The organism is Caballeronia sp. SEWSISQ10-4 2, assembly GCF_030464885.1.
GTDB lineage: Bacteria > Pseudomonadota > Gammaproteobacteria > Burkholderiales > Burkholderiaceae > Caballeronia.
The window spans coordinates 55,533-79,078 of sequence record NZ_JALPRJ010000019.1; the positions used below are offsets into that span (position 1 = coordinate 55,533).

General features: G+C 59.1%; 18 protein-coding genes and 1 pseudogene. 12 read left to right on the forward strand and 7 right to left on the reverse strand.

Going from position 1 to position 23,546, the window contains the following annotated elements:
* Nucleotides 1-14 precede the first annotated feature (14 nt).
* From tssE to M0D69_RS15120, 5 genes are all read right to left on the reverse strand, one after another.
* The gene (tssE, locus tag M0D69_RS15100; RefSeq protein WP_301782770.1) at nucleotides 15-494 is read right to left on the reverse strand and encodes a type VI secretion system baseplate subunit TssE; all 480 of its coding nucleotides are present in this window, start codon (nucleotides 492-494) and stop codon (nucleotides 15-17) included.
* Between the two features lie 139 nt (nucleotides 495-633).
* Complete coding sequence (locus tag M0D69_RS15105) at nucleotides 634-1,173, reverse strand: type VI secretion system tube protein Hcp (RefSeq protein WP_122180382.1); 540 nt, start codon at nucleotides 1,171-1,173, stop codon at nucleotides 634-636.
* Between the two features lie 70 nt (nucleotides 1,174-1,243).
* Nucleotides 1,244-2,734: a type VI secretion system contractile sheath large subunit gene (gene tssC / locus M0D69_RS15110; protein WP_301782771.1), complete on the reverse strand. Its 1,491-nt coding sequence runs from the start codon at nucleotides 2,732-2,734 to the stop codon at nucleotides 1,244-1,246.
* A 15-nt stretch (nucleotides 2,735-2,749) separates the two neighbouring features.
* Nucleotides 2,750-3,298: a type VI secretion system contractile sheath small subunit gene (tssB, locus tag M0D69_RS15115; protein ID WP_047846926.1), complete on the reverse strand. Its 549-nt coding sequence runs from the start codon at nucleotides 3,296-3,298 to the stop codon at nucleotides 2,750-2,752.
* A 62-nt stretch (nucleotides 3,299-3,360) separates the two neighbouring features.
* On the reverse strand, nucleotides 3,361-4,050 hold the full coding sequence (locus M0D69_RS15120; RefSeq protein ID WP_301782827.1) for a M48 family metallopeptidase: 690 nt from the start codon (nucleotides 4,048-4,050) through the stop codon (nucleotides 3,361-3,363).
* A gap of 378 nt (nucleotides 4,051-4,428) precedes the next feature.
* On the opposite strand from M0D69_RS15120, the gene tssJ reads away from it, so the two are divergent.
* From tssJ to M0D69_RS15160, 8 genes and pseudogenes are all read left to right on the forward strand, one after another.
* Complete coding sequence (tssJ, locus tag M0D69_RS15125) at nucleotides 4,429-5,043, forward strand: type VI secretion system lipoprotein TssJ (protein ID WP_301782772.1); 615 nt, start codon at nucleotides 4,429-4,431, stop codon at nucleotides 5,041-5,043.
* Nucleotides 5,044-5,264: 221 nt separating this feature from the next.
* A complete protein-coding gene (gene tssK, locus M0D69_RS15130) occupies nucleotides 5,265-6,611 on the forward strand; it encodes a type VI secretion system baseplate subunit TssK (protein ID WP_301782773.1) in 1,347 nt (448 codons plus the stop codon).
* Entirely contained in the window at nucleotides 6,608-7,396 is a 789-nt protein-coding gene (icmH, locus tag M0D69_RS15135) for a type IVB secretion system protein IcmH/DotU (RefSeq protein WP_301782774.1), read from the forward strand. Before tssK ends, icmH begins: the two co-directional genes overlap by 4 nt.
* An 89-nt stretch (nucleotides 7,397-7,485) precedes the next feature.
* Entirely contained in the window at nucleotides 7,486-9,579 is a 2,094-nt protein-coding gene (locus M0D69_RS15140; protein ID WP_301782775.1) for a type VI secretion system Vgr family protein, read from the forward strand.
* Nucleotides 9,580-9,612: 33 nt separating this feature from the next.
* On the forward strand, nucleotides 9,613-10,098 hold the full coding sequence (locus M0D69_RS15145) for a DUF1795 domain-containing protein (RefSeq protein ID WP_301782776.1): 486 nt from the start codon (nucleotides 9,613-9,615) through the stop codon (nucleotides 10,096-10,098).
* Nucleotides 10,099-10,110: 12 nt separating this feature from the next.
* The gene (locus tag M0D69_RS15150) at nucleotides 10,111-14,397 is read left to right on the forward strand and encodes an RHS repeat-associated core domain-containing protein (protein ID WP_301782777.1); all 4,287 of its coding nucleotides are present in this window, start codon (nucleotides 10,111-10,113) and stop codon (nucleotides 14,395-14,397) included.
* 10 nt (nucleotides 14,398-14,407) lie between these two features.
* On the forward strand, nucleotides 14,408-14,902 hold the full coding sequence (locus M0D69_RS15155) for an SMI1/KNR4 family protein (protein WP_301782778.1): 495 nt from the start codon (nucleotides 14,408-14,410) through the stop codon (nucleotides 14,900-14,902).
* Nucleotides 14,903-15,100: 198 nt separating this feature from the next.
* Nucleotides 15,101-15,163: pseudogene (locus tag M0D69_RS15160) on the forward strand (hypothetical protein); the annotation flags it as partial.
* Nucleotides 15,164-15,334: 171 nt separating this feature from the next.
* Here the strand turns inward: M0D69_RS15160 and M0D69_RS15165 are convergent.
* Together M0D69_RS15165 and garD are read right to left on the reverse strand one after the other, a co-directional pair.
* Complete coding sequence (locus M0D69_RS15165) at nucleotides 15,335-16,378, reverse strand: LacI family DNA-binding transcriptional regulator (protein WP_301782779.1); 1,044 nt, start codon at nucleotides 16,376-16,378, stop codon at nucleotides 15,335-15,337.
* 85 nt (nucleotides 16,379-16,463) lie between these two features.
* Nucleotides 16,464-18,053, reverse strand: a complete 1,590-nt coding sequence (gene garD / locus M0D69_RS15170; RefSeq protein ID WP_301782780.1) for a galactarate dehydratase — start codon at nucleotides 18,051-18,053, stop codon at nucleotides 16,464-16,466.
* Nucleotides 18,054-18,245: 192 nt separating this feature from the next.
* On the opposite strand from garD, the gene kdgD reads away from it, so the two are divergent.
* The 4 genes from kdgD to M0D69_RS15190 all read left to right on the forward strand — a co-directional run bounded on the left by kdgD (nucleotide 18,246) and on the right by M0D69_RS15190 (nucleotide 23,519).
* On the forward strand, nucleotides 18,246-19,163 hold the full coding sequence (kdgD, locus tag M0D69_RS15175) for a 5-dehydro-4-deoxyglucarate dehydratase (protein WP_301782781.1): 918 nt from the start codon (nucleotides 18,246-18,248) through the stop codon (nucleotides 19,161-19,163).
* Between the two features lie 87 nt (nucleotides 19,164-19,250).
* Nucleotides 19,251-20,621, forward strand: coding sequence for an MFS transporter (locus tag M0D69_RS15180; RefSeq protein ID WP_301782782.1), 1,371 nt, complete (start codon nucleotides 19,251-19,253; stop codon nucleotides 20,619-20,621).
* A 147-nt stretch (nucleotides 20,622-20,768) separates the two neighbouring features.
* Nucleotides 20,769-22,322, forward strand: coding sequence for a methyl-accepting chemotaxis protein (locus M0D69_RS15185; RefSeq protein ID WP_301782783.1), 1,554 nt, complete (start codon nucleotides 20,769-20,771; stop codon nucleotides 22,320-22,322).
* A gap of 102 nt (nucleotides 22,323-22,424) precedes the next feature.
* Nucleotides 22,425-23,519 (forward strand): lactonase family protein, encoded by a 1,095-nt coding sequence (locus tag M0D69_RS15190; RefSeq protein ID WP_301782784.1) that lies wholly within the window; start codon nucleotides 22,425-22,427, stop codon nucleotides 23,517-23,519.
* Nucleotides 23,520-23,546: the final 27 nt, after the last annotated feature.

The following is a 23,546-nucleotide window of genomic DNA, read 5'->3' on the forward strand; positions in this document are numbered from 1 at the left end:
GCTCCGGGCGCGCGTCAAAGCTTCGCCCGTGAGCGCGTCACGGAGTATTGCAGCGTCGACGGCAGCAACATGGCGTCGAAGCTGACCGGCTCTTCGGCAGGATGCACGATCAGCACGGCGCGGATCGCGAAGTTGAGCGCGCTGGTGGACTGCTCGTTCAGTTCAAGCTTCACCGATACCTGCTGCAAACGCGGCTCGTGCCGTGCAATGGCCTGCTGGATCGACTGGCAAATGAACACGCGGTCGTAGTGGCTCGCGAGGCTCATTCCGGCGAAGTCGTTCAGCCCATAGGTCAGGATCGATAACTGGCATTCCGGCAACGCAGCCAGATGGGCCTGCGTGAAAGCGATACGCGTGTTCAGGAGCGCTTCGACATCGCGGGCTACCGTGCTCTTCAGTTCTTCAAGCGACAATTGACGCAGCGCCGCCGAAGCTGGTTCGTACGGGTCGTCGTCGAATAGTTTGTCGAGAAAGCTCGGCTCGAAACGTTTCATGAAGCCCTGCTTTTCTTGTGCACGAAACCTGGCGTATGAAAGCGACACCGGCGCCGGACGCAAATGCGTACCGGCCCCAGGCGTCGCAACATCGGCCAGGATGCGCCGGAACTCCCTGGAACTCCTCGGAACCCCGAGATCAGACCGCGTAGGTCTTGTCGTTCTTGGTCAGGCTCCAGGCACCTTGCGCATTACCACTCTGGTTGCCGCCGATCTTCTGTTGCGTGTACTTCCACTGCACGGCGGCATACTTCAGCGAGAATTGCTCGGACGGCAGGCTCGCAGTCGTGGAGGTACCCGTCGTGGCCGCCGTAGCGGGCGCGTTGATGCTCGGGTTGATGCTGGAGATGATCACGTACTTGAGCTTCACTTCAAGGTACTTGATGCGATTGCCTTCGCCATCCGAGCGCATGAAGTCGATGGTGACTTCGTCGAATGTCGTGCCGCCGGAAGCGTGCTGGTACATGAGCGGGCTGACGACGTCGATGTCCTTCGTGAACACCATGTCGCCGTGCTCGCAACGCTCGGACGTATGACCGCCGGCAGTGGACGCCGTAGCCGAACGCGGCTGAGTGATAGCGTGGCTCCACGAATCGATCTCGACCCAGTTCGCGTGGTCCTTGTCTTGCGATTCGCCTTTGATCGCGGGATTGCCAAACTTCAAGTAGATGTCCTTCATACCTCGACTCCCCATAGAGTGGTTTTATAGCCGGCCCGGACGGCGTCCAGGCCACACGCAGTCATGCCGTTCAGGAAGAAGCGGGCTTCGGTAGATCTGCGACAAGCCGCAGCGAAATCGATAGTTCGTCCAGTTGAAAATGCGGACGCAGGAACGCCACGGACCGGTACGAACCCGGCTTCCCGGGAATCTCTGCCACTTGTATGGATGCCTCGCGCAGCGGGAACTGCGCCTTCTGTTCCTGGGTCGCGTTGTCGTCAAGCAGCACGTACTGCGAGATCCAGCGATTCAGGAACACTTCGACGTTCTGAGCCGAGGCGAAACTGCCGATCTTGTCGCGCATCATGGCCTTCAGGTAATGCGCCACGCGCGATACCGAGAAGATGTACTGCAACTGAGCGGACAGGACCGAGTTGGCGTTTGCGCTGTCGGTGTTGTATTTCTTGGGCTTCTGTACCGATTGCGCAGCGAAGAAGGCAGCGTAGTCGGAATTCTTGCAGTGAACCAGCGGGATGAAACCGAGGTCGCTCAGTTCTTTCTCGCGACGGTCCGTCACCGCGATTTCAGTCGGGCACTTGAGCGCCACTTCACCGTCATCCGTCTTGAAGGTGTGCGTCGGCAAGTCTTCCACCAGGCCGCCGCCCTCCACGCCGCGAATGGCCGCGCACCAGCCGAAGTCATCGAACGCGGCGGTCAGGCGCGCAGCAAACGCCCATGCAGCGTTGCACCACAGGTACTTGGCGTGGTCCGTGCCGTCCACGTCTTCAACGAAATTGAAGGACTCCGCGGTCTGGCCATCTTTGGGATTGAACGGCAGGCGACCGAGAAAGCGTGGCAGTGTGAGACCGACATAACGCGAGTCTTCCGAATCGCGGAACGACTTCCACTTCGCGTACTCGACAGTATCGAACACCTTGCCGAGATCACGCGGCCGGCCGAGGTCGGCGAAGCTTTCAAGGCCGATCAGTTCAGGCGACGCCGAGGCGATGAACGGCGCGTGCGCCGCGGCCGCGACGTGCGACATCTGTTCGATGAAGTACATGTCTTCCGGTTGCCGCGTCACTTCGAAGTCACCGATCAACGCACCGAAGGGCGCGCCGCCGAAGGTGCCGAATTCTTCTTCGTAGACCTTCTTGAAGAGTGCGCTCTGATCGAACTCGATGGCCGTCTTGAAGTCGCGCACGATGTCGCGCTTGGGCGCATGCAACGCCTTGATCTTGACCGTCGTGCCGGTGTTGCTTTCCTTGCACAGGTAGTCGAGACCGCGCCATGTGCTCTCCAGGCGCTGGAATTCCGGCGCATGCATCACGGCGCTCAGTTGCGCGGAAATCAACTGGTCGAGTTCGGCGACACGCGCGTCGATAGTGGCCGACAAGTTGTTCGATACGATCACCGTGCCGTCGAGCACCTGATTCACGAGTTCGCCGATCAGGTCCTTGGCGCGCGCGTGTTCGGAGTGAGACTTCGCGACCTTGCTTTTCTCGACGATCTCGTCGAGCAGCGACGGAGCCGCATCGGATTGTTGCGTGCCGACCTGTGCCGCAGCCGTTTGCTGATTCATTTCACACCCCGCTGGTTAGTCGCGCTGCTGGTCGTCGTGCGGCCGGTTGTGCTCCGGCGTGGTTGCTCCGCCCGCGTCATGCGCGAGCGATTGCAGTTGCTGCGTGTTGTGCAGCACTTCGCTCAGCAGGTCTTCGAGCTTGTCGTTGCCGGCGAGCTTGTTGCGCAGATCGGCAAGCTTGGACCGCGCTTCAAGCAAGCGTCGAAGCGGCTCCACCTGCTGCACGATCGCGTCAGGATCGAAGTCCGCAATCGAATTGAAGCGCAGGTCGACGCCGAACTTGCCGCCCGCTTCGCTCAAGCGGTTCTCCACCTGGAACGCGGCACGCGGCTCGATTCCCTTCATCACGTCGTCGAAGTTGTCGCGATCGATGTTGACGAATTTCCTGTCGCGCAACCTGGGCTGTTCGACTTCCGACTGCCCCGCGAGGTCGCCCATCACGCCGACCACGAAAGGAAGTTCCTTGATTTCGATTGCGTCGCCGCGCTCGACCTCGTAGGTCAACTGGACACGCGGCGGTCGAATCTTTTGCAAGCGCTTCTGGATACTTTCTTTCTTGGCCATGGCTGGTCTCCGTGGTTCCGGCGTGAACGGGTATTCGATCTGCTTATGTGCTCAATATGGGCTCAACGCAGCGCGCTGAACGGATCGGACGCTCCGCCGCCCTTGGCTGCTTTCTGCGGAGCCGGGGCCGCTGTCGGAGCCGGCGCTGCAGACGCAGGTGCTGCGTCAGGTTTGGCATCCGTGTCCGCCTTGGCATCCGTCGCGGCGCCAGCCGTTACAGGTTTCTTGTGCACAACGACTCGCCGCTTCTTCACAACCGGCTTCTGGGCCTGCTGCTCGGGCGGGAACAAAGCGTCTTCGCCCAGCGTGTCGCGCAATTGTTTCGCGAGCGCCTGGGCATCGGATTTCGCGTCGCCGGCCAGCGCCGAATCCTGGCGCAATTCACCGAGCGATTGCGTGGCAATTCGCAAGCCGCTTACTGCTAGAACGCTTTTAGCCTGGCGATCCGTTTGATCGCGCTGCAATGCTTCCTGCGCGGCCACGATTGCCTGGCCGTAATGTTGTTGCGTAAATTGAATTTGCGCGATTCGCGACCACGGTTCTTCGCGCGTCGGATCCGATTTTGCAAGATCCTGATAAAGCCCGATTGCCTTGTCTTGATCGCCCGCTTTCGAGACGGCGTCGGCATCTGCCAACTGCTTGTTAAATACATCAGGGGTCGGCGGGACATTAGCCTGTTGAGTTGCACAACCGGCCATGATGGTGCATGCCACCACTACCCCACTGATTTTTGTAAACAGCCGCTCTGTCATCATTTCTTCACTAAGGCTAATTTTTTTAATCATGAGCAAAATCGAATTTTGCCAGGCTCGGAGTGCGCAGGTATAGTACAGGCCAAATTTTGTTAATTCAATCGCTACGTAAAGTACTCAAATTTTTATAGGCCTGCCCTAGTAACTCGGTAACACACTCTATGTTTTACGGCAAACATCTGATGATTCGGAATTTTTTTCCGGATTACACGAAATAACAGGTTCGGAACACGCCGGAGACGGGCCGGAAAGACCGATATTCGAAACAAAACGTGCTTATAAAACAAACGGTTGAGCGAAGACAAGACAGCTTCGTGAAATATCGTCCTTTGCTTGTCATAATCGGGGAGCCCAAGCGTGGTGCGCGAAAGGCAAAGCATGAATACGAGATATCTTGGGTGCAGCGCTATATTCGTCGTCACCCTGCTGATGGGGGGATGCGCCGCAGGGGTTTCGGTGCTCGGCGCCGCTGCCAGCGCGGGTTTGCAGGCGGTTGGCATTGGTAAGCCCGATATTCCGGACGCCCAGAAACCGCCGCGCGAAGTGCCCTTGACCCTTTATGCAGCGCCGAATCTGAATGCCGCCATGGATAAACGGCCGCTCGCGCTGGTAGTCCGGCTCTATACATTGAAAGACGCGACCTCTTTCCAGCAAGCTCCCTTTGACACATTCACGGACCCTGGTCGCGAGAAAGCGACTTTAGGCGAAGATTTGATCCGCGTGCGAGAAGTGACGCTGATCCCGGGACAGCGTTATACAGTAAAGGAAAAGGTCACGCGTGAAGCGGGCGCTCTTGGAATCGTCGCTTTATTCCGCGATCCGGCGCAACAGCGTTGGAAGTTCGCATTCGACCCTGCCCGGTCGGAGAAATCCGGCATAATGATCGGCCTGCATAATTGCGCGATGACCGTGACCGGCGGAACCGTGATACCCGCAGACCAGGGATTACCGGCGCAGCAACTGAATCTGCTGTCATCGGTGAGCTGCGGCTAGGCCCTGCTTTAATCATGAGTGTGGAAAGAATATTATCGAGCCGGCCATGTGTAGCGCCAGCGCGAACAATTCGAAGTGGATGTCCCCGGCAAAACCTCCGTGAGCGGTTTCGAAGAGAGGTTCAATGAGCGATTGCTTTTAAGACCCGAGCGAAAGCGGGTGTGCAGAGCGTGATTTTTCGTAATGCGCAATCGCTGCAGCGACACCTATACAGGTTGAATATGAGTTATTCCGCCAAAGTGCTGTGGGGAGAAGGCCTCTTTTTGCGGCCGCAGCATTTCCAGCGACAAGACGCTTATCACGAGGCGCGTCTGTTCGAGTCCGTCCGAGCCCTCCAGCCTTATAACTGGGGCGTGCGTTCGGTCCGTTTCGACCGCGACGCGCTCGCGAGCAATGTGCTGCGCCTGAGTGACCTGTCGCTGGTTTTTCCCGACGGCGAACTGTATTCCGCGCCGCAAGCCAACGACTTGCCGGCGGCAATCGCGCTCGAGACCCTGCCTGACGGCGTCAACGAGTTCACGTTCTATCTTGCCATGCATCCGCTGCGCGAAGCAGGGGCGAACTACGTACAGGATCCTGCCGCCGGTTTTGTCTCGCGCTATGTCAGCGAGCAGGCGCCCGTCGGCGATCACTTCACCGACGCCGCGCAGGCCGACATCACCTTCCTCAAGGCAAGCGTCAAGCTGGTGGCGAACAGCGAGCCGCGCGATCAGTACATGTCCGTGCCGCTCGTGCGGATCCGGCGCACGGCGACTTCAGGCTTCGAGATCGACGAATCGTTCGTGCCGCCGAGCCTCGCTATCGAAGCGTCGCCGCTGCTGCATCAGCGCCTGCGCCAACTCATCGAGGCGTTGCAGGCGAAGGTCAGTGCGCTCTACGGTTTTCATCGCGAGCCGACGAAGAACATCATCGAGTTCCGTTCCGGCGATGTCGCTTCGTTCTGGCTGCTGCATACGGCAAGCGCCGCCTTCGCCGCGCTTACGCATCTTTACCAGCATCCGGCATTGCATCCCGAGCGCCTGTTCCAGGAGTTGTTGCGGCTCGCGGGTCAGTTGATGACGTTCTCGAAGGGTTACGCCCTCGCGGACCTGCCGGTCTATCGCCATGATGATCCCGGTCCTGCCTTCGACCAGCTCGACGGCATCTTGCGTGACCTGCTCGATACCGTGATCTCCACGCGCTACTTCGCAATCGCGCTGGACGAGGTGCGTCCGTCGTTCCATCTCGGGCGCATCGACTCCGGCAAGATCGACGACAAGACCACCTTCTTCCTCTCGGTCACGGGCAGCATGCCGACGGTGGAGCTTGTCGAAGCCGTGCCTGCGCGCTTCAAGGTCGGGGCGCCCGAAGACGTCGACAAGCTGGTGCTCTCGGCCATGCCCGGCGTGCGGCTCACGTATACGCCCCAGGTGCCTCCGGCCATTCCCGTGCGGCCTGGCGCCTGCTACTTCGCCCTTGAAACGCGTGGCGCCCTGTATGACCGCATGCTGCAGGCGCAATCGGCCATGATCTACGCCCCGTCCGGTATCGACGACCTCAAACTCGACTTGATCGCGGTGACTTCATGAGCTACGCACCCTCTCTTTTCGGCGATGCCCCGCCCCAGCAAAGCAATCGGAACACCGGCCCTGCTACTGCGTCGACGTATCAGATTCGTTCGCTGCTCGATCTGCTTTACGACGGTTTTTTCATGCTGTTCCTGCTCAAGAACGGTCGCGAGCCAGGCGATGCCGCGAGCTTTCTTGCGCGCATCCAGGAGTTCCTGGGCGACTTCGACCGCGGCGCGAAAAAGCTGAATGTATCGGCCGACGACATGTTCGCCGCCAAGTTCGCGTTTTGTGCGGCAGTCGACGAGTCCGTGCTCGCATCGGGTTTCAAGATTCGTGCGGAGTGGGAACGCAAGCCGCTGCAACTGACGTTGTTCGGCGAGCAACTGGCAGGCGAGAAGTTCTTTCAGCATCTCGAAGAAGCGCGTGCGCAAGGCGCATCACGTCTGCAGTCGCTGGAGGTGTTCCATATGTGCCTGCTCCTCGGCTTCCAGGGCAAGTACATGATGGAGGGACCGGAAAGGCTTGCGTATCTGACCGCCCGGGTCGGCGACGAGATCGCGCAAATGAAGGGCAAACGCGCGCCGTTCGCGCCGCACTGGCCGCTTCCGGACCAGATCGCGCACCGCTTGAAAAGCGAAGTGCCGTTGTGGGTGATTGCGTCGGTGTTTGCCTTGATCGGCGTGCTCGCGTTTGTCGGATTGAACTCGTATCTGAAGGACTCGACGCTGAAGGCCGTTGCGCCCTATTCCGAGATCGTGAAGGTGGGGCCGAAGTCGGCGAATCTGACGATCTCGTTGCCTTAGCCGGGTGTTGTTGATTGGGTGAATTTTAGTGTCGAACCGCGTAAGCGCAGCGCGATAAGCGACCCGCCAAACGACACAGGAGAACGTCCATGAGTTTTGCATCGAACGGAAGCGGCCTGCCGAACGGTGGCTCGTTGAGCGATATCGGCTCGCTTGCCGGTGTCGCGAGCCAGGTTGCGGGGTTGAGCGGGATGCCTGGCGCGGGCGTGGTGGGCGGAGCCGTCCGTGCGGTGCAACTGGCCCAGACAGGCGCTTCGCTGCTCGGGAAAACGCCCGCCTCCATTGCGGACGCGATCAACAGCGCGTCGGGCGCGCAGCCCAAACTCACGCAGGACAACCGCTTCGTTACCATGACGTCCCCGTTGGGACCGGACGTGCTGCTCGTCAACGCTTTGGTCGTCGACGAATACGTGAGCCGGCTGCCGGAGATTCATCTCGATCTGCTGTCTCATCGAAACAATATCGACATAGACAAGATCGTTGGGCAACCGGTTTCGATCACGCTCGATCCGCAAGCCGCCAACACCGTGCTGAGCGGGATCGTTGCGGCCTCGGATGCCGACCGGCGCCATTTTCACGGCTACGCCGTGTCGTTCGGCAGAGTGGGCAATTCCGGAACGGTGACGCGCTATGAAATGACCGTCGTACCGTGGTTCTGGTTTCTGATCCGCTCGACCGATTGCCGTATTTTCCAGAACAAGACCGCACGGGATATTCTCACCGAGATCTTTACCGAACACGGTTTCAAGGACTACGAATTCAATCTCTCCGGGCAGCGCGCGCCGCTCGAGTATGTGGTGATGTACGGTGAATCGTATTTCAACTTCTGCACCCGGCTGATGGAGCAGGAAGGCATGTTCTGGACGTTCCGGTATGACAAGGACAAGCACGTCCTCGTTATCGGCGACAGCAACGACGCGTTCGCGCCAATCGCCAACCTCGACACCGTTCCGTATTTTGCGGATAGCACCGCGAGCGAGCACAACGGCATCGACCGCTGGGACGAAACGTTCAATTTCCGCGTGGGGAAGATCACCTTTCGCGACTTCAACTACAACACCCCTTCCACGCCGCTGATGCAGGTCGAAGTACCGACCATGCTGAAGACGCCGAATATCGGCAAGACCGAGCGTTACGAGTATCGCTCTCTCTACGATCATAGCGACGACGGTAATCGCTATGCGAGTTATGCGATGCAAGCCGAGGAAGCGCAGGCGCGCAGGTTCGATGGCAGTGGTTTTGCGTGGCGCATGACCACCGCCGGCCGTTTCAAGCTGACTAACCATAGCGTGTCGGCGTACAACAACAAGGAGTTCGCGATCCTGCACGTGCGTCACCACGCCGTGAACGATTATTCACGCGATGAAGCGAAGCTGCCGTATCGCAATTCGTTCACCTGCCTGCCGATCGACGTTCCGTTCCGGCCCGAGCGCCGCACGCCCAAACCGTTCATGCATGGCACGCAGGCCGCGGTCGTGGTCGGTCCCAAGGGCGAGGAAATTTATACGGACGGCAGCCGCGTGAAGGTCCATTTCTATTGGGACCGTCGTGGAAAATTGGATGGATCGGACACCATCTGGGTACGGGTATCGCAGCCTTGGGCAGGCGCTGGATGGGGAGGCAGCGCCATTCCACGCATCGGCCAGGAAGTGATTGTCGCGTTCAACGAGGGCGACCCTGACAACCCCGTCATTGTCGGCCGGGTGTTCAACGGAGAGGCGGCGAATCCCTACCACGGCAGCACCGGCCAGACGATGGGCATTCGCAGTCAGACGCACAAGGGGCAAGGCTCCAATGAATTGCGCTTCTCGGACGTGAACGGTGCGCAGGAATTCTTCATGCATGCGCAGAAGGACATGAATACCGTTGTTGAAAACGCGCAGACGACGCAGGTGCTCAAGGGCGACCGGAGTATTACCGTCGCCAAGGGGAACCACGAGACGACCGTGTCGATCGGAAACCTGGACGATACGGTGAGCGAGGGCAATGCGACTCATAAGACGCCAGTAGGAATCCATACTATCGAGACGAAGGAGTTGTGGATCAAGGTGGGCGGCGAAGGCGGCACGAAGATTCATATGACTGCGGACGCGATCGATTTATACAAAGGCGCATCCGTGATCCATCTCGATGGCTCGGAGATCACGATCAAGGCGACTACCGTCAATATCAACCCCGACTAAAGTCGACCTGCCCAGCTACCGGACAGCAACTCCATGACCGTTGACACCCGCACGCCTTCAGGGCGCATCCATTTTCACGAAGGCAGCATCGTTCTGCCGGCGAGCTTCGAGGACCGCACCACGAACATCTTCGTGCCGGCCGACATAACGAGCAATCCCAATCTGAGCATTGCACGCGACTGGCTGGTAGAGGGCGAGTCCCTGTCTACCTATATCGACCGGCAGCTTGCACAACTGAAGGGACGCATGCCGGGGCACAAGCTGCTGTCGCGGCAAACTGAGCAACTTGGGCAAGGCGACGTGCTCGTAGGCGAACGCATTGACGCGTCCTACAAGAACAACGGCCGTCATGTGCACCAGCGGCAAGCGGCTTTTCTCATTGCACCGCTACGTGCGCTGATCCTGACCGCTGCCAGCCCGAAGTCTTTCGACGATGCATTTCACGCGCTGTGGCGTGAGTGGCTGGATGGCTACAGACCAGCTAAAGCCGATGACCTCCCCCAACCCGCGGCTGACTGACGGCTAGATCCCATGTACGAAGCAGCACGGCTCACCGATCCTATCGCCCACACCAGCGCGCTGACTGGATTCCTGATCGGCGCGGTTATCGGCGTCGCTCTTATTGCTGCAGTAGCGTTTGCCACCTTCACCTGCGGCTTTGGTGTCGCCCTGTTGGCGGGTCTTGCTGCCGGAGTAGGCGCCAGCGGAATCCTGGCGTTAGGTGAGGCCATAGGCAAGATGTGCTCCTCACCGTCCGGTGCCATAGCCTCGGGATCGTCCAACGTTTTCATCAACAGCCGGGCCGCCGCTTTCGCGACGGCAAGCACAGTCGAGTGCAGCAAGCACAACCCCACGCCGCTCGTTGCCGAGGGGTCCTCCAGCGTCTTTATCAACGGCAAGCCTGCCTCTCGCAAGAAGGACGCGATCACGTGCGGCGCGAAGATTGACGACGGCTCGTCCAATACCTTCATCGGTGGCGGGACGGTGCGCTATTTGCCGGTGGACGATGAAGTGCCCCCGTGGCTGCGCACCACCGTGGACTGGGCGTTTGCGCTTGCGGGCCTCGTCGGCGGACTCGCAGGCATGATCAGGGAAGCCGGTGGCCTCTCGGCAGCTCTACTGCCCTGCGCCGCCAAATTCATCGGCGGCTTCATGATCGGTGAGGCGGTGGGACGCTATGTAGCAGCGCCCGTGGTCAGTCGCGTGATGGGCGGTCTGTTCGGTCATCCGGTGGACGTGACCACCGGTCGCAAGGTACTGCTTCCTCAAAACGAAACCGATTTCGTGATGCCGAGCCCGCTGCCCGTCGTCTGCGAGCGCTTCTACGCAAGCAATCTGACTGACGAAGGAACGCTTGGCCGAGGCTGGGTGCTGCCCTGGGAAATTCGGCTGCAGGCGCGCGACGGCCACCTCTGGTACACCGACGCGCAAGGCCGCGAAAGCGGTTTCCCGTTGCTTGCGCCGGGCCGAACGGCATTTAGTGAAACCGAGCAGCGTTATCTGGCATGTATGCCGGACGGCCGATATATCGTCTACGACCTGAGCGAGACCTACTACGACTTCGGCGTCGTGGATACCACGACTGAACGTATCGCATGGCTGCGGCGTATCGAGGATCAGGCCGGTCAGTGGCAATGCTTTGAAAGGGACAGCCAGGGCCGTGTGCGCGAGATCATCACGAGCGGGGACCTGCAGTTGCAACTCGACTACGAGCCGATCCACGGGCAGCTCGCTACAATCTCGACCGTCGCGACTGTAGCGAACGTGCGCAAGGACGTGCCCAGCACGCTCGTTGCTTACGACTACGACGAGCTCGGTCAGCTTGTATCCGTCACCGATGCCAACGGCGCCGTGGTGCGTCGATTCAGCTATGGCGACGGCCTGATGACGAGCCATGCCAACGCGCTCGGTTTCACCTGCAGCTATCAGTGGGCCGAGATCGCGGGTCAACCCAGAGTTGTCGCAACCGCTTCCAGCGACGGCGAGCATTGGACCTTCGGTTATGACCTGGAGCAGTGCGAAAGCTGGATCCACGGCACGAACGGCTGCACGGCACGGTGGCGCTATGACAACCGCTTTCAGATCGTCGAATGCACGGACCTCGACGGCGGCCACTACTTAATTGAAAACAACGCGGCCGGCATGCCAACCGCGGTGCATTTGCCGGGCGATCGCCAGATTGCTTTCGTTTATGACGAAGCCGGACGCATCATTGCGGAGACTGATCCGCTCCAGCGCACGACCACGATCCGGTACCACGGCAACAGCCTGCGCACGAGCGAACTCGTACTGCCCGACGGCGGGGTCTGGCAGGCCGAATACGACTTGCAGGGCCGGCTGCTAAGGACCCGCGATCCGCTTGGACGCATCGAGCGCTACGTCTATCCAGAGGGTTTGACCGCGTTGCCCGCGACGCACGTCGACGCGCGCGGCGGAAGCAAGACCCTGGAATGGAACCGGCTTGGGCAGTTGCACGCCTACACAGACTGCTCAGACAAAACCACGCGCTATGAATACAACGACGACGGGCAACTCGTCGCGGTGATAAATGCACTTGGAGAGCGCGTACGCTACACGCGACGGCCCACCGGCGAGCCGCTGCTCGTCGAACTGCCGGACGGTAGCCGTGAGGCATTTGAGTACGACGCGGCGGGACTCCTGCTGCGGCATGCCGGTCTTGGTGGACTCACCCGTCGCTGGGAGCGCAATGCACGCGGACAGGCTGTCGAAACCATCGACCCGGCCGAACGCCGGCTGCGTTACCGCTACGACGTAGAAGGTCGATTGCAGGAACTAACCAGTGACAATGGCGCGCGCTATGCGTTCGGATACGACGCCGGTGGACGCTTATTGCACGAAACACGGCCGGACGGCATCGTGCGCTGTTTCGAGTATGGTGCGGCCGGCGAATTGCTGACGATCGAGACCGTAGGCACGTCCGATATGTCGCCATCCGGTAAGACGGCGAACGGCGCGGCTCAAGCGCCTGAGGCGCCCAGACGGAGCACCCGTTTCGAGCGCGACAAGATGGGCAATTTACTCGCGCAGAGCACGCTGACCGAGGTCACACACTACGAGCGGGATAAGGGCGACCGCCTGCTAAAGGTCGAGCGAATTCCAACGGATCTCGGCGTTGCGCTGGGTGTCGAAGCGGACACGGTGCGTTTCGAGTACGACAAGGCCGGTCGTCTCGTGACCGAGCATGGCGTCAATGGCAGCGTTGGTTATACGCTCGATGAACTCGACAATATAGCAACTCTTGCCCTGCCCCACGGCCAGCCGATCGAGATGCTGCGCTACGGCTCGGGCCATGTGCACCAGATCAGCAGCGGCACGCAGCTCGTGAGCGACTTCGAACGCGATGATCTGCATCGCGAAGTAATGCACACGCAGGGACGACTCACCCATCGCACCGGTTACGACGCGCTCGGCCGCAAGCTATGGGAATCAGCTGGAATGGCGAACGAGGCAAGCGGTCCGGTGCGCGGGCGGCTATGGCGCAGCTATCGTTACCACCCGGGCGGAGAGCTCGCCGAACAGAATGACAGCTTGCGTGGCAGCACGCAGTATCGGTACGACCCGGCGGGACAACTGCTGCTGCAGACGCGGCTGTCGGACAACAGTCAGGAACAGTTTGCCTGGGATGCGGCAGGCAATCTGCTTGACGAGATTCAGCGCAAGAGCCGTGGCAGCGTTGAAGGCAACCGGCTACGCATGTGGCAGGACCTGCGGTTTGAATACGACACGTGGGGCAATCTCATCACCAAACGCAAGGGCGCAAATCAGGTCCAGCGTTTTACCTACGATGCTCAGGATCGGCTGCTCGCGGTCAGGACCGAGAATGCGCGGGGTGTGGTCGACGCGCGCTTTCAGTACGATCCGCTCGGACGGCGTACCGCGAAGATCGACACCCATAGTGAGGCGATAGGTTCAAGGCGGCATGTGGAGCGCAAGCGTTTCGTCTGGCAGGGTCTGCGGATGGTGCAGGAGTTGCGCGAAACCGGTGTCAGCAGCTATGTGTATAGCCCGGAGGCCGCTTATACGCCGCTTGCGCGGCTCGATACGGTGATCGGTGAGGCGTTGGCAGTGGCGACCATCGAGACAGCGCGGCGTGGCGCACGGGTTTACCACTTTCATACCGATCTGGTCGGCGCGCCGCTTGAAGTGACCGATGACGCTGGTGAACTGGCGTGGGCGGGTCGTTATAAGGCTTGGGGGAAGGTCGAGCATGGTGAGGATCAGGTTGCCATCGCTCGGATTGAACAGCCGCTGCGCTATGCCGGACAATATGCCGATGATAGCACCGGGCTTCACTACAATACTTTTCGGTACTACGATCCGGATGTCGGGCGGTTTGTTAACCAGGATCCGATCGGGCTTGCGGGTGGGGTGAATCTTTATGCTTATGCGCCGAATCCGACTACGTGGGTTGATCCGTTGGGATGGGCGTATCAGGGCGTGGATTTCACCGGCAGCCCCGATCTGTTCCCTGTTACCGAGGGTCAAGCGAACATCGTACAGATCACAATGCAGGGATCTCGATCCAGAGACTTTGTCCAGGCATTCAAAGAAGCAAATATTTCAAAGGCGGACGCATCAGGATATACATGGCACCATCTGGATGATTTCAATCCCGAGACGGGGCAGACCACAATGCAGCTTGTCAAGACTCAAGCACATATTGACTCGTTCCCTCATGCTGGATCTGCAGATCAATTTGCGAAGCACTTTGGTGTGAACTACGACTCCCAAGAGGCGGTCCAGGCCGCCCAGAAACAGGGGTGGCTGAAAGGGCGCACCCCCAAGGCCGGATGTTAAAGGAGCTGAGATGAAACAGAATGAATTTTCGAAGTGCGGGCACGCCTTAAGTGCAAGCGACATTTCAGCTTTCGAGGGCAGTGTCGCGGTACAACTGCCCGATGCATTCAAGGCGCATTACCTGAAGTTCAATGGCGGCATGCCGACGCTCGACTGGTTTCCGATGAAAGATGACTGGGAGCCGATATGGATCCACGAATTTCTTCCCATTGCCCCAAGGGACCGTGTTCCCAATAGTGCATCGGGCAGCACCATTCAAAGTGTGTACGCAAGCAGTGCTGGTAAGAGTGGATTTTCTAAGTCGTCTGTCCCCTTTGCGATCGATCCAGGAGGCAACCTTCTCTGCCTAAGTTTAGCTGATGGTTCGGTGCATTACTGGTTGCATGATGTCTTTGATGAAACCCTAACAGAAGCAGAGAACCGTCGAAAGGCAACTCGCCAGCTAACCGATTCGTTCGAACAGTTTATGGATTTGCTTGTCACGGAAGATGATGCCTTTAGTTAGGTAAACTCCAGGTGGTTCGTCGCAATACTTGGCTTGTCGGCATGCCGCTTGAGGTGACCGATGACGCTAGACGGAGGGCCGGTACTCGGCGTGTGGCAAGGTTGCGCACGGCGAGGACCAGTTGTTTATACCACGAACCGAACAGCCGCTACGCTATGCTGGGCAATACGCCGACCATGACGCGGGGCTTCATACAATATCTTCCGGTACTACGATCCGGATGTCGGGCGGCTTGTTAACCAGGATCCGATCGGGCTTGCGGTTGGCGTGAATCTTTATGCTTGTGCGCCTAAGCGGACTGTGCGGTCAGATCCCCTCGGCTGGATGCCGCGGGCCTGGAATCCGCGCGGCATGAGCCACCACTTGGTCCCAAGGGAAAAAACGAACAGCATTGGCTTGGATGAACTCCAAACACTAACCTCCTCCCACCACTCAAGCGCTATCCCTATCAATAATCGTAAAGCCCGTATCCAGACGCACCGGATAATCCTTCGCCCTATCGCCACTAGCGAACCGCTCCAGCAACGCCTGAGCCGTACGCGCACCAATGGCGGCACCATCGACACGCACAGTCGACAACGCTGGATAAACATGTGCCGCCATACTCAAGTCGCCAAACCCCATCACGGCCAGATCCTGAGGCACCTTCAATCCACGGCTTGCGGCTTCCGCGAGCACTCCTTGCGCGAGCGTATCCGAGCTGCAAACAATAATCTCCGGCGTACCTCCCTCCAACACCGCCGACGCTCCTTCGCGCCCCACTTGCACCGTCGCTGGAGCCTGACGTATTTCAAAAGGAACGTTGTCAATATCGTGGCGCTGCAGTTCGTAAATAAAGCTGTTGGCACGGCGAAGCGCACGAGGATCGTCGACCGTCAAAACGCCAAACCGTCGATAGCCCTTTTTAACCAGATGCCGTGCAAGCTCCTCCCCAAGCTTCTCGTGTGAGAAACCAATCACCATATCGATCGGGGTATCGGTCAGATCCCATATCTCGACGACAGGAATCTTCGCCCGGGTCAGCCGTTCGACAGTGACATCCGTGTGATCGGTACCCGCAAGGACGACCCCATCCGGCCGGCGCCCCAGAATGGCCTCGACGAGCTCTTCCTCGCGCTGCGCCGAATAGCCCGTCAGTCCGAGCAAGGTTTGATATCGCGCGGCCGTCAATCCGTCCATCAACGCCTGGACGGTATCTGCGAAGACGGAACTGGCAATGGTAGGCAACAGAACAGCGACCAGATTGCTCTTACTGCTCGCGAGCCCCCCAGCCAGCATGTTCGGCACGTAGCCGGTGGTACGAACTGCATCGAGCACCTTCTTCTGCGTCGCGCTGCGGACAAGTTCGGGCCGATGCAAGGCGCGGGACACCGTCATCGGCGCGACGCCGGCAACGCGGGCAACGTCGATCAGGGTCACACTCTCAGCAGGACCATCAACTACATCGCCCTGCTTGCGTTCGTCAGTTTCTTCCATCGCGACCTCTTCGATAACGCCGGCGAGTTTAACGTCCGCCGTCGCTACCCCAGCGATTCCCGGACACAACCATCAGCCGACACCATCAGGTCACCGGCGCCGGATTGAACAGAACAAGCGCGTTATGCAGCTTCAGTTTTTCGGCGCAAGTTTGTTTGCGGCCACTCGCCACTTCAAGCATCAGCCGGAATAATTCCCAACCGACATCGTCGATAGTCGCATCCCCGGTCGCGATGGTGCCAGCATTGACGTCCATCAAATCATGCCAGCGGCGCGCCAGGTCCGAGCGCGTCGCGACCTTGATGACCGGCACCTCGGCCAGACTGTATGGCGTGCCGCGTCCGGTCGTGAAGACATGCATATTGATACCCGCTGCGAGCTGCAGCGTGCCGCAGATGAAATCGCTTGCGGGCGTCGCCGCATAGATCAAGCCCTTCTGCTTCACTTTTTCGCCCGGCGACAGCACCCCCGAAATAGCGGCGTTACCCGATTTGATAATCGAGCCCATTGCCTTTTCGACGATGTTCGACAAGCCGCCCTTTTTATTACCCGGCGTCGTATTCGCGCTGCGATCGGCGCTGCCACGCTGCAGGTAGTCGTCGTACCAGCGCATCTCGCGGATGATCGCCTCCGCCACTTCCGGCGTCGCCGCGCGACTGGTCAACTGGTCGACGCCGTCACGGACCTCGGTGACCTCGGAGAACATGACGGTAGCGCCTGCGCGAACCAGCAGGTCCGTGGCAAATCCGACCGCCGGGTTGGCCGTGAGTCCCGAAAATGCATCGCTGCCGCCGCACTGCACGCCGACCACGAGATCGGATGCCGGGCAGGTTTCGCGGCGCCGGTTATTGAGCCTTTGAAGATGACCGTCAGCCATCCTCATGATCGAGCCGATCATCGACTGGAAGCCAACGTGAGCGTCGTCCTGCAGGACCACGACATCGCCGTTCAAATCCTGCGCGACGTCGCCGATGTGGGCCACGTCATCCACGTTGTCAACGGTTGCGATCGGAATGGTCCCCGGCGGCATCAGCCGCTCCGGCTGCAGCTTTTCGCAACCGAGGCTCACCATCATCACTTCTCCGCCGAAGTTCGGATTCAGGCTGATATTGCGAACCGTGCGGATAGGCACCATTGCATCGGGCGCATCGATAGCAACACCGCAGCCATAGGTGTGCCCGAGACCAACAACGTCGTCGACATTTGGGTAACGCGGCAGCAGTTCGGCCTTGATCCGCACGACCGCGTGCTCGACTACATCGGCCACGCATTGAACGGTCGTCGTAATCGCAAGGATGTTGCGTGACCCGACCGAACCGTCCGCATTTCGATACCCCTCGAAGGTGAAACCCTCGAGCGGCGGCATCGCCGGTGCTTTAACCGTCGCGATGGGCAAGCCTTCAAGCCCGGGCGGACTTGGCATACGAATCACGTGCTCGTTGATCCAGCTGCCCCTGGGCAGCGCCTTGAGCGCATACCCGATCACAACGTTATAGCGGATGACTTCGGCGCCTTCGGCGAGATCCTCGAGCGCGACCTTGTGACCCTGCGGCACGCGCTCGCGCAACACGAGACCGTCTGGAAAGACCGCTCCCCCCGGGAGACCGCCGTCATTGACAACAATGGCGACGTTGTCTTGCGGGTGAACGCGGATGTAGAGAGGGGGCTGCTCCATTTGACTCATCCTTTTCCGGATTGACTACATATCGCAAAATTAACATCTGTCATCATACAACGATTGCGCAATCATTTTGCCACGCAGATCGATAACAATGCAGTAGTATCAGTACCTACAGCGTTTTTATTGAAAGCATGTCGATCATGTTGTACGATGACTAACAATTAAGACTATTCGGATGTTTTACTCATGACCACACCGCAAGAACTCAAGCAAATCGTATCGGATGGCTTGCTGTCCTTCCCTGTCACCGACTTTGACGAGCAAGGCGATTTTCGCGCCGACACCTACGCTGAACGCCTCGAATGGCTTGCGCCTTATGGCGCGACCGCCCTCTTCGCCGCCGGTGGAACGGGGGAATTCTTCTCGCTGACCAAAAGCGATTATTCGAACGTGATCCGCACCGCCGCCGAAACCTGCAGGGGCAAAGTACCCATTCTCGCCGGTGCCGGTGGCCCCACGCGTGTGGCAATAGAGTACGCGCAGGAAGCGGAGCGGTTGGGTGCAAACGGTGTTTTGTTGATGCCGCATTACCTGACGGAAGCCTGTCCGGAAGGCATCGCCGCGCACGTTGAACAGGTGTGCAAGGCGGTGAAAAACATCGGCGTGATTGTCTACAACCGCGCCAATTCAAAGCTTAACGCCGACGTGCTGGAACGTCTGGCCGACCGTTGCCCCAACCTGATCGGCTTCAAGGACGGCGTAGGCGAGATCGAGAACATGGTGACAATCCGCCGCCGCCTGGGCGACCGCTTCTCGTACCTCGGCGGCCTGCCAACCGCTGAAGTCTACGCAGCCGCATACAAAGCGCTCGGCGTGCCCGTATATTCGTCGGCAGTGTTCAATTTCATTCCGAAGACCGCAATGGACTTCTATCGCGCTGTCTCAGCGGACGATCACGCAACGGTCGGCAAGCTGATCGATGAGTTCTTCCTGCCGTATCTCGCCATTCGCAACCGTCGTGCCGGTTATGCGGTAAGCATCGTCAAGGCGGGCGCCAAGCTTGTCGGCCACAGTGCAGGCCCGGTGCGCGCTCCCCTCACCGATCTCGACGAAGACGAAATGGCCCGGCTCGACGTGCTCATCAAGAAACTGGGCGCGCAATAGGCGCAATAGCACGATAAGCAAATCGCTCAAGAGCAGTGCAACTGCTTATAGAAAATGCGATCCAGCTAGAACGATTGGAGACACACCATGCAATCAAGCCGCACCGCCAGCATTGCCGGCATCGCCAAACGCACGAACGTCCGGTACCTGATTTTGTTGATGATCTTCATCATCACCACACTCAACTACGCCGACCGCGCCACCCTGTCGATCACCGGCTCCGCAATGCGCAGCGAATTCGGCTTCGACGCGATTCGCATGGGTTACATCTTCTCCGCCTTCAGTTGGGCTTATGTGTTGTCGCAGTTGCCGGCCGGCTGGCTGCTCGACCGTTTCGGCGCTCGCCGCATGTATGGCGCGAGCATTTTCCTGTGGTCGCTGTTCACCTTGCTGCAAAGTTCGATCGGTCTCGCGGGCAGCGCAGGCGCTGCCGTCATTGCATTGTTCGTGTTGCGCTTTGCGATGGGCATGGCCGAAGCACCTGCCTTTCCTGCAAACGCAAAAGTGGTGGCAAGCTGGTTTCCGACCGCTGAGCGCGGCACCGCCTCTGCCATCTTCAACTCGGCCCAGTATTTCGCCGCGGTCATCTTCACGCCGCTCATGGCCTGGATCACCCACTCATTCGGATGGCAAAACGTTTATCTGGTAATGGGTGCCGCAGGGATAGTGCTTGCCCTGGCATGGCTCAAAGTCATGAAGAACCCGAGCGATCATCCTCGCGTCAACAAGGCCGAACTTGAGCACATCGAGAACGGCGGTGGCCTGATTCATCCGCAAAGAAAGACTGCCTATGCCGATGCGGCCAGCCCGGGAACCTGGTTTTACGTACGCCAGCTGATGTCGAACCGGATGCTCCTTGGCGTGTACCTGGCTCAGTATTGCATCAACGTCCTGACCTATTTCTTCCTGACGTGGTTTCCGATCTACCTCGTCCAGGCACGTGGCATGACCATTCTGCAAGCCGGACTCATTGCTTCATTGCCCGCGATCTGCGGCTTTACGGGAGGCGTGCTCGGTGGGGTCTTTTCGGACGCGCTGATCCGGCGCGGTCATTCCCTGACGATTGCGCGAAAGATCCCGATCGTTGGCGGCATGCTTTTATCCACATGCATCATTGGATGCAACTACGTCACGGCAGACTGGCTGGTTGTCGCGCTCATGTCGCTGGCTTTCTTTGGGAAAGGTATTGGCGCGCTCGGTTGGGCGGTGGTCGCGGACACCTCACCCAAGGAAGCAATTGGCCTGTCCGGCTCGATCTTCAACATGTTCGGCAATGTCGCGGGCATCGTGACGCCGATTGTGATCGGTTATCTCGTGGCCAAGACCGGATCCTTCAACAACGCACTGGTGTTCGTCGGTATAAACGCGCTTCTCACCGTGTTCAGCTATCTGGTCATCGTCAGGAAGATCGAGCGTGTCGAGCTTCGCGCTCCGTTAGCCGCCGGAACCAACGTCTGACTCAATGCTATCTATCCGGCAAGCCGGTTTTGACTGCCTTAAATAGCCCGTAAGACTTTTTACCAAAGGCTAAATGACTGCGCATAGGTCAAGTTCAACCGCGGCGCGCCGTTAACTCAGGCACGGTCGACCATCCAAACTAAAAATATGCGAAACGTGACAATCCGCTCCAACCTCCTAGTGGTGCTTTTCGTATTCGCCTCAATGATCGTTGTGGGCGCGATCGTGGGAGTGCTTATGCTCGGCCGCGCGAACGACAACGCCCGGCGCTTGCATCAAATCGCCGAGCAAGAAATCCTGGTCAACGACGGCTATAAGGACACGACACGCACGCGCGCGGCGCTCACGCGAGCTTATTCCGCCCTCAAGGAGCGCAATGACACCGCCACGCGCGATTCAGCCTTGAAAAGCGCGCAGGTCACTTTCGACCGGGCCGCCGCTGAAACGAGCGCATTTCGCGACGCGCCTGGTTTCGCCGGGCGGGATGAGGCGCTACAGCGATCGATTGTCGAGTCATCGAATGCTCTTGCGGTCCTGCTGACGAAAGCGAAGGAGGCCCTGCGCACCGGCGACACAACTGCCTATGCCGCGATCAACGACAAGGAAATCACGGGCGCAGGAGCCAAGTATTCATCGAACGTCGAGGCCTTTCAGAATCTCTCGAACTCCTTGATGAAAGACACTCTGGCGCAGGGTGACCGTGAACATGGATGGGTGATTACCCTAGTGTTCATTGGCGTGATCGGAGCGCTTTGCCTGATCGCGGTCACTCATCTTGCGCTTCGACGCATCGTGATCGATCCGCTGAAACGGGCCATTGTTTCGCTCGATCAGATTGCCGCGAACGACCTCACGATCGCAATTCCGCAAAACGGCCGAAACGAAATCGGGCAACTGTTCGATGCAATGCGCCGAATGCAGCACGGTTTGTCGGACACAGTAATGAACGTGCGCTCGAGTTGCGACGCGATCAATACCGGCGCGCGCGAGATCGCCGCAGGCAATATCGATTTATCGAGCCGGACGGAAGAGCAATCGGCGTCGCTCGAAGAAACGGCGGCGAGCATGGAAGAACTGACCTCGACGGTCAAACAGAACGCTGACAACGCTCAACAGGCTAGCAAGCTGGCGGCCACGGCCGCGGACGTGGCGCAACGTGGGGGCGAAGTGGTCGGGCGCGCAGTGGCCACGATGAATGCAATCAGCACGAACTCCAACAGGATCGCCGAGATTACCGGCATGATCGATGGCATCGCGTTTCAAACCAACATCCTGGCACTTAACGCTGCGGTGGAATCGGCGCGGGCGGGAGAGCACGGACGCGGTTTCGCCGTGGTGGCGACGGAAGTCCGCACCCTCGCGCAACGCAGCGCGAATGCGGCTAAAGAGATCAAGACGTTAATCGGGACATCGGTGCATGACGTTCAGCTCGGTAATGGCCTGGTCGCGCAAGCGGGCGACACCATGACCGAGATTGTCGACGCGGTTCAAAAGGTCGCAAGTCTTATGAACGAGATTACAGCGGCGAGCATTGAGCAGAGCGCGGGCATCGCTCAAGTGGGGAAAGCCGTCAGCCAGATGGATCAGGTCACCCAGCAGAACGCAGCGTTGGTAGAACAAGCCGCTGCGGCTGCCAGTTCGCTCGAACAGCAGGCGAAGCAAATGGCCGACGCGGTAGCGGCCTTTCAATTGAGCGAGTAAGCGGCTTAAGAATCAGCTTGCTATCAAGCATGTTTACGAAAGTGCGGCCCGTTCTTTGACGTATCCGCTTAGGCAAACCAATTCACCCAATTTAATCCGTCCATGAAAATAAAAACGACCTGGCGCATCATTGCTGGCGCACTCACGTTCGGCATCCTTATGAGCGCGGCGCAAGCAGCAACCTACGTCTATATTTCGAATGCCGACAGCGAAGATATTTCAGTGCTCCGGCTCGATCAATCGAGTGGCGCGCTTTCGAAGGTCGAGACGCTTCCGGTTGGCGGAACCGTGATGCCGCTGGCGCTTTCCCCCGACCACCATCATCTCTATGCCGGGCTGCGTTCCAAGCCGTATCGCGTGTTGAGTTTTGCGATCAACCCGTTGGACGGCCACTTGATCCTGCTCAAGACCTCGCCGTTGGCCAATAGCATGGCCTACCTCTCCACCGACGCTACGGGTCGCTATTTGTTCTCCGCATCGTATGGCGGTAATCTGCTTTCCGTGAATCCCATTGACACGAATGGTTTAGCGGGCGACCCGCAGCAATCCGTTCCAACCGGGCCGATGGCCCATTCAATCAGCAACGCCCCCGATAACCGCTATGTATTCGCTTCTGTCCTCGGCTCCGATGCGTGGTTGCGGCTGAAATTCGATGCGGTGACCGGCCAACTCACGCCGGATGCGGCGCCCGCCTATGCATTACCGCCGAAATCGGGACCGCGGCACTTCGTCTTCTCGCCGGATCATCGGTTCACCTATCTGATCGATGAACTCGACGGCAAGCTACATGTTCTTGCCTTCGACGCCGCGAATGACACAGCCAAGCCTGTGCAAACCGTCTCGATCCTCCCCCCGGATTTTTCCGGCGATAAGCCCTGGGGCGCAGACGTTCATGTGACGCCGGACGGCCGTTTCCTGTTTGCCTCTGAACGGACCTCGAGCACGCTTGCCTCGTATAGCGTCGACCGGAAATCGGGCAAGCTCACGCGAATTGGCACATGGTCGACCGAGAAGCAGCCGCGAGGATTCAATATTGATCCGTCAGGAAACTATCTGCTGGCAGCCGGGCAGTTGTCGACGCAGTTGAGCGTATATCGCATCAACAAGCAGACCGGCGCGCTCACGGCGATCGGACAGTATCCGGCGGGCAAAAACCCGAACTGGATTGAATTCGTGCAATTTGAAGGGACTCTGTAGTCTGCCTTTCGAGCGCGGCAAGCAGCG

What these genes read in the sequence shown, in the direction of transcription:
- tssE (WP_301782770.1), bottom strand. Translation starts at nt 494, where the DNA reads ATGAAACGTTTCGAGCCGAGCTTTCTCGACAAACTATTCGACGACGAC.
- M0D69_RS15105 (WP_122180382.1), bottom strand. Translation starts at nt 1,173, where the DNA reads ATGAAGGACATCTACTTGAAGTTTGGCAATCCCGCGATCAAAGGCGAA.
- tssC (WP_301782771.1), bottom strand. Translation starts at nt 2,734, where the DNA reads ATGAATCAGCAAACGGCTGCGGCACAGGTCGGCACGCAACAATCCGAT.
- tssB (WP_047846926.1), bottom strand. Translation starts at nt 3,298, where the DNA reads ATGGCCAAGAAAGAAAGTATCCAGAAGCGCTTGCAAAAGATTCGACCG.
- M0D69_RS15120 (WP_301782827.1), bottom strand. Translation starts at nt 4,050, where the DNA reads ATGACAGAGCGGCTGTTTACAAAAATCAGTGGGGTAGTGGTGGCATGC.
- tssJ (WP_301782772.1), top strand. Translation starts at nt 4,429, where the DNA reads ATGAATACGAGATATCTTGGGTGCAGCGCTATATTCGTCGTCACCCTG.
- tssK (WP_301782773.1), top strand. Translation starts at nt 5,265, where the DNA reads ATGAGTTATTCCGCCAAAGTGCTGTGGGGAGAAGGCCTCTTTTTGCGG.
- icmH (WP_301782774.1), top strand. Translation starts at nt 6,608, where the DNA reads ATGAGCTACGCACCCTCTCTTTTCGGCGATGCCCCGCCCCAGCAAAGC.
- M0D69_RS15140 (WP_301782775.1), top strand. Translation starts at nt 7,486, where the DNA reads ATGAGTTTTGCATCGAACGGAAGCGGCCTGCCGAACGGTGGCTCGTTG.
- M0D69_RS15145 (WP_301782776.1), top strand. Translation starts at nt 9,613, where the DNA reads ATGACCGTTGACACCCGCACGCCTTCAGGGCGCATCCATTTTCACGAA.
- M0D69_RS15150 (WP_301782777.1), top strand. Translation starts at nt 10,111, where the DNA reads ATGTACGAAGCAGCACGGCTCACCGATCCTATCGCCCACACCAGCGCG.
- M0D69_RS15155 (WP_301782778.1), top strand. Translation starts at nt 14,408, where the DNA reads ATGAAACAGAATGAATTTTCGAAGTGCGGGCACGCCTTAAGTGCAAGC.
- M0D69_RS15165 (WP_301782779.1), bottom strand. Translation starts at nt 16,378, where the DNA reads ATGGAAGAAACTGACGAACGCAAGCAGGGCGATGTAGTTGATGGTCCT.
- garD (WP_301782780.1), bottom strand. Translation starts at nt 18,053, where the DNA reads ATGGAGCAGCCCCCTCTCTACATCCGCGTTCACCCGCAAGACAACGTC.
- kdgD (WP_301782781.1), top strand. Translation starts at nt 18,246, where the DNA reads ATGACCACACCGCAAGAACTCAAGCAAATCGTATCGGATGGCTTGCTG.
- M0D69_RS15180 (WP_301782782.1), top strand. Translation starts at nt 19,251, where the DNA reads ATGCAATCAAGCCGCACCGCCAGCATTGCCGGCATCGCCAAACGCACG.
- M0D69_RS15185 (WP_301782783.1), top strand. Translation starts at nt 20,769, where the DNA reads ATGCGAAACGTGACAATCCGCTCCAACCTCCTAGTGGTGCTTTTCGTA.
- M0D69_RS15190 (WP_301782784.1), top strand. Translation starts at nt 22,425, where the DNA reads ATGAAAATAAAAACGACCTGGCGCATCATTGCTGGCGCACTCACGTTC.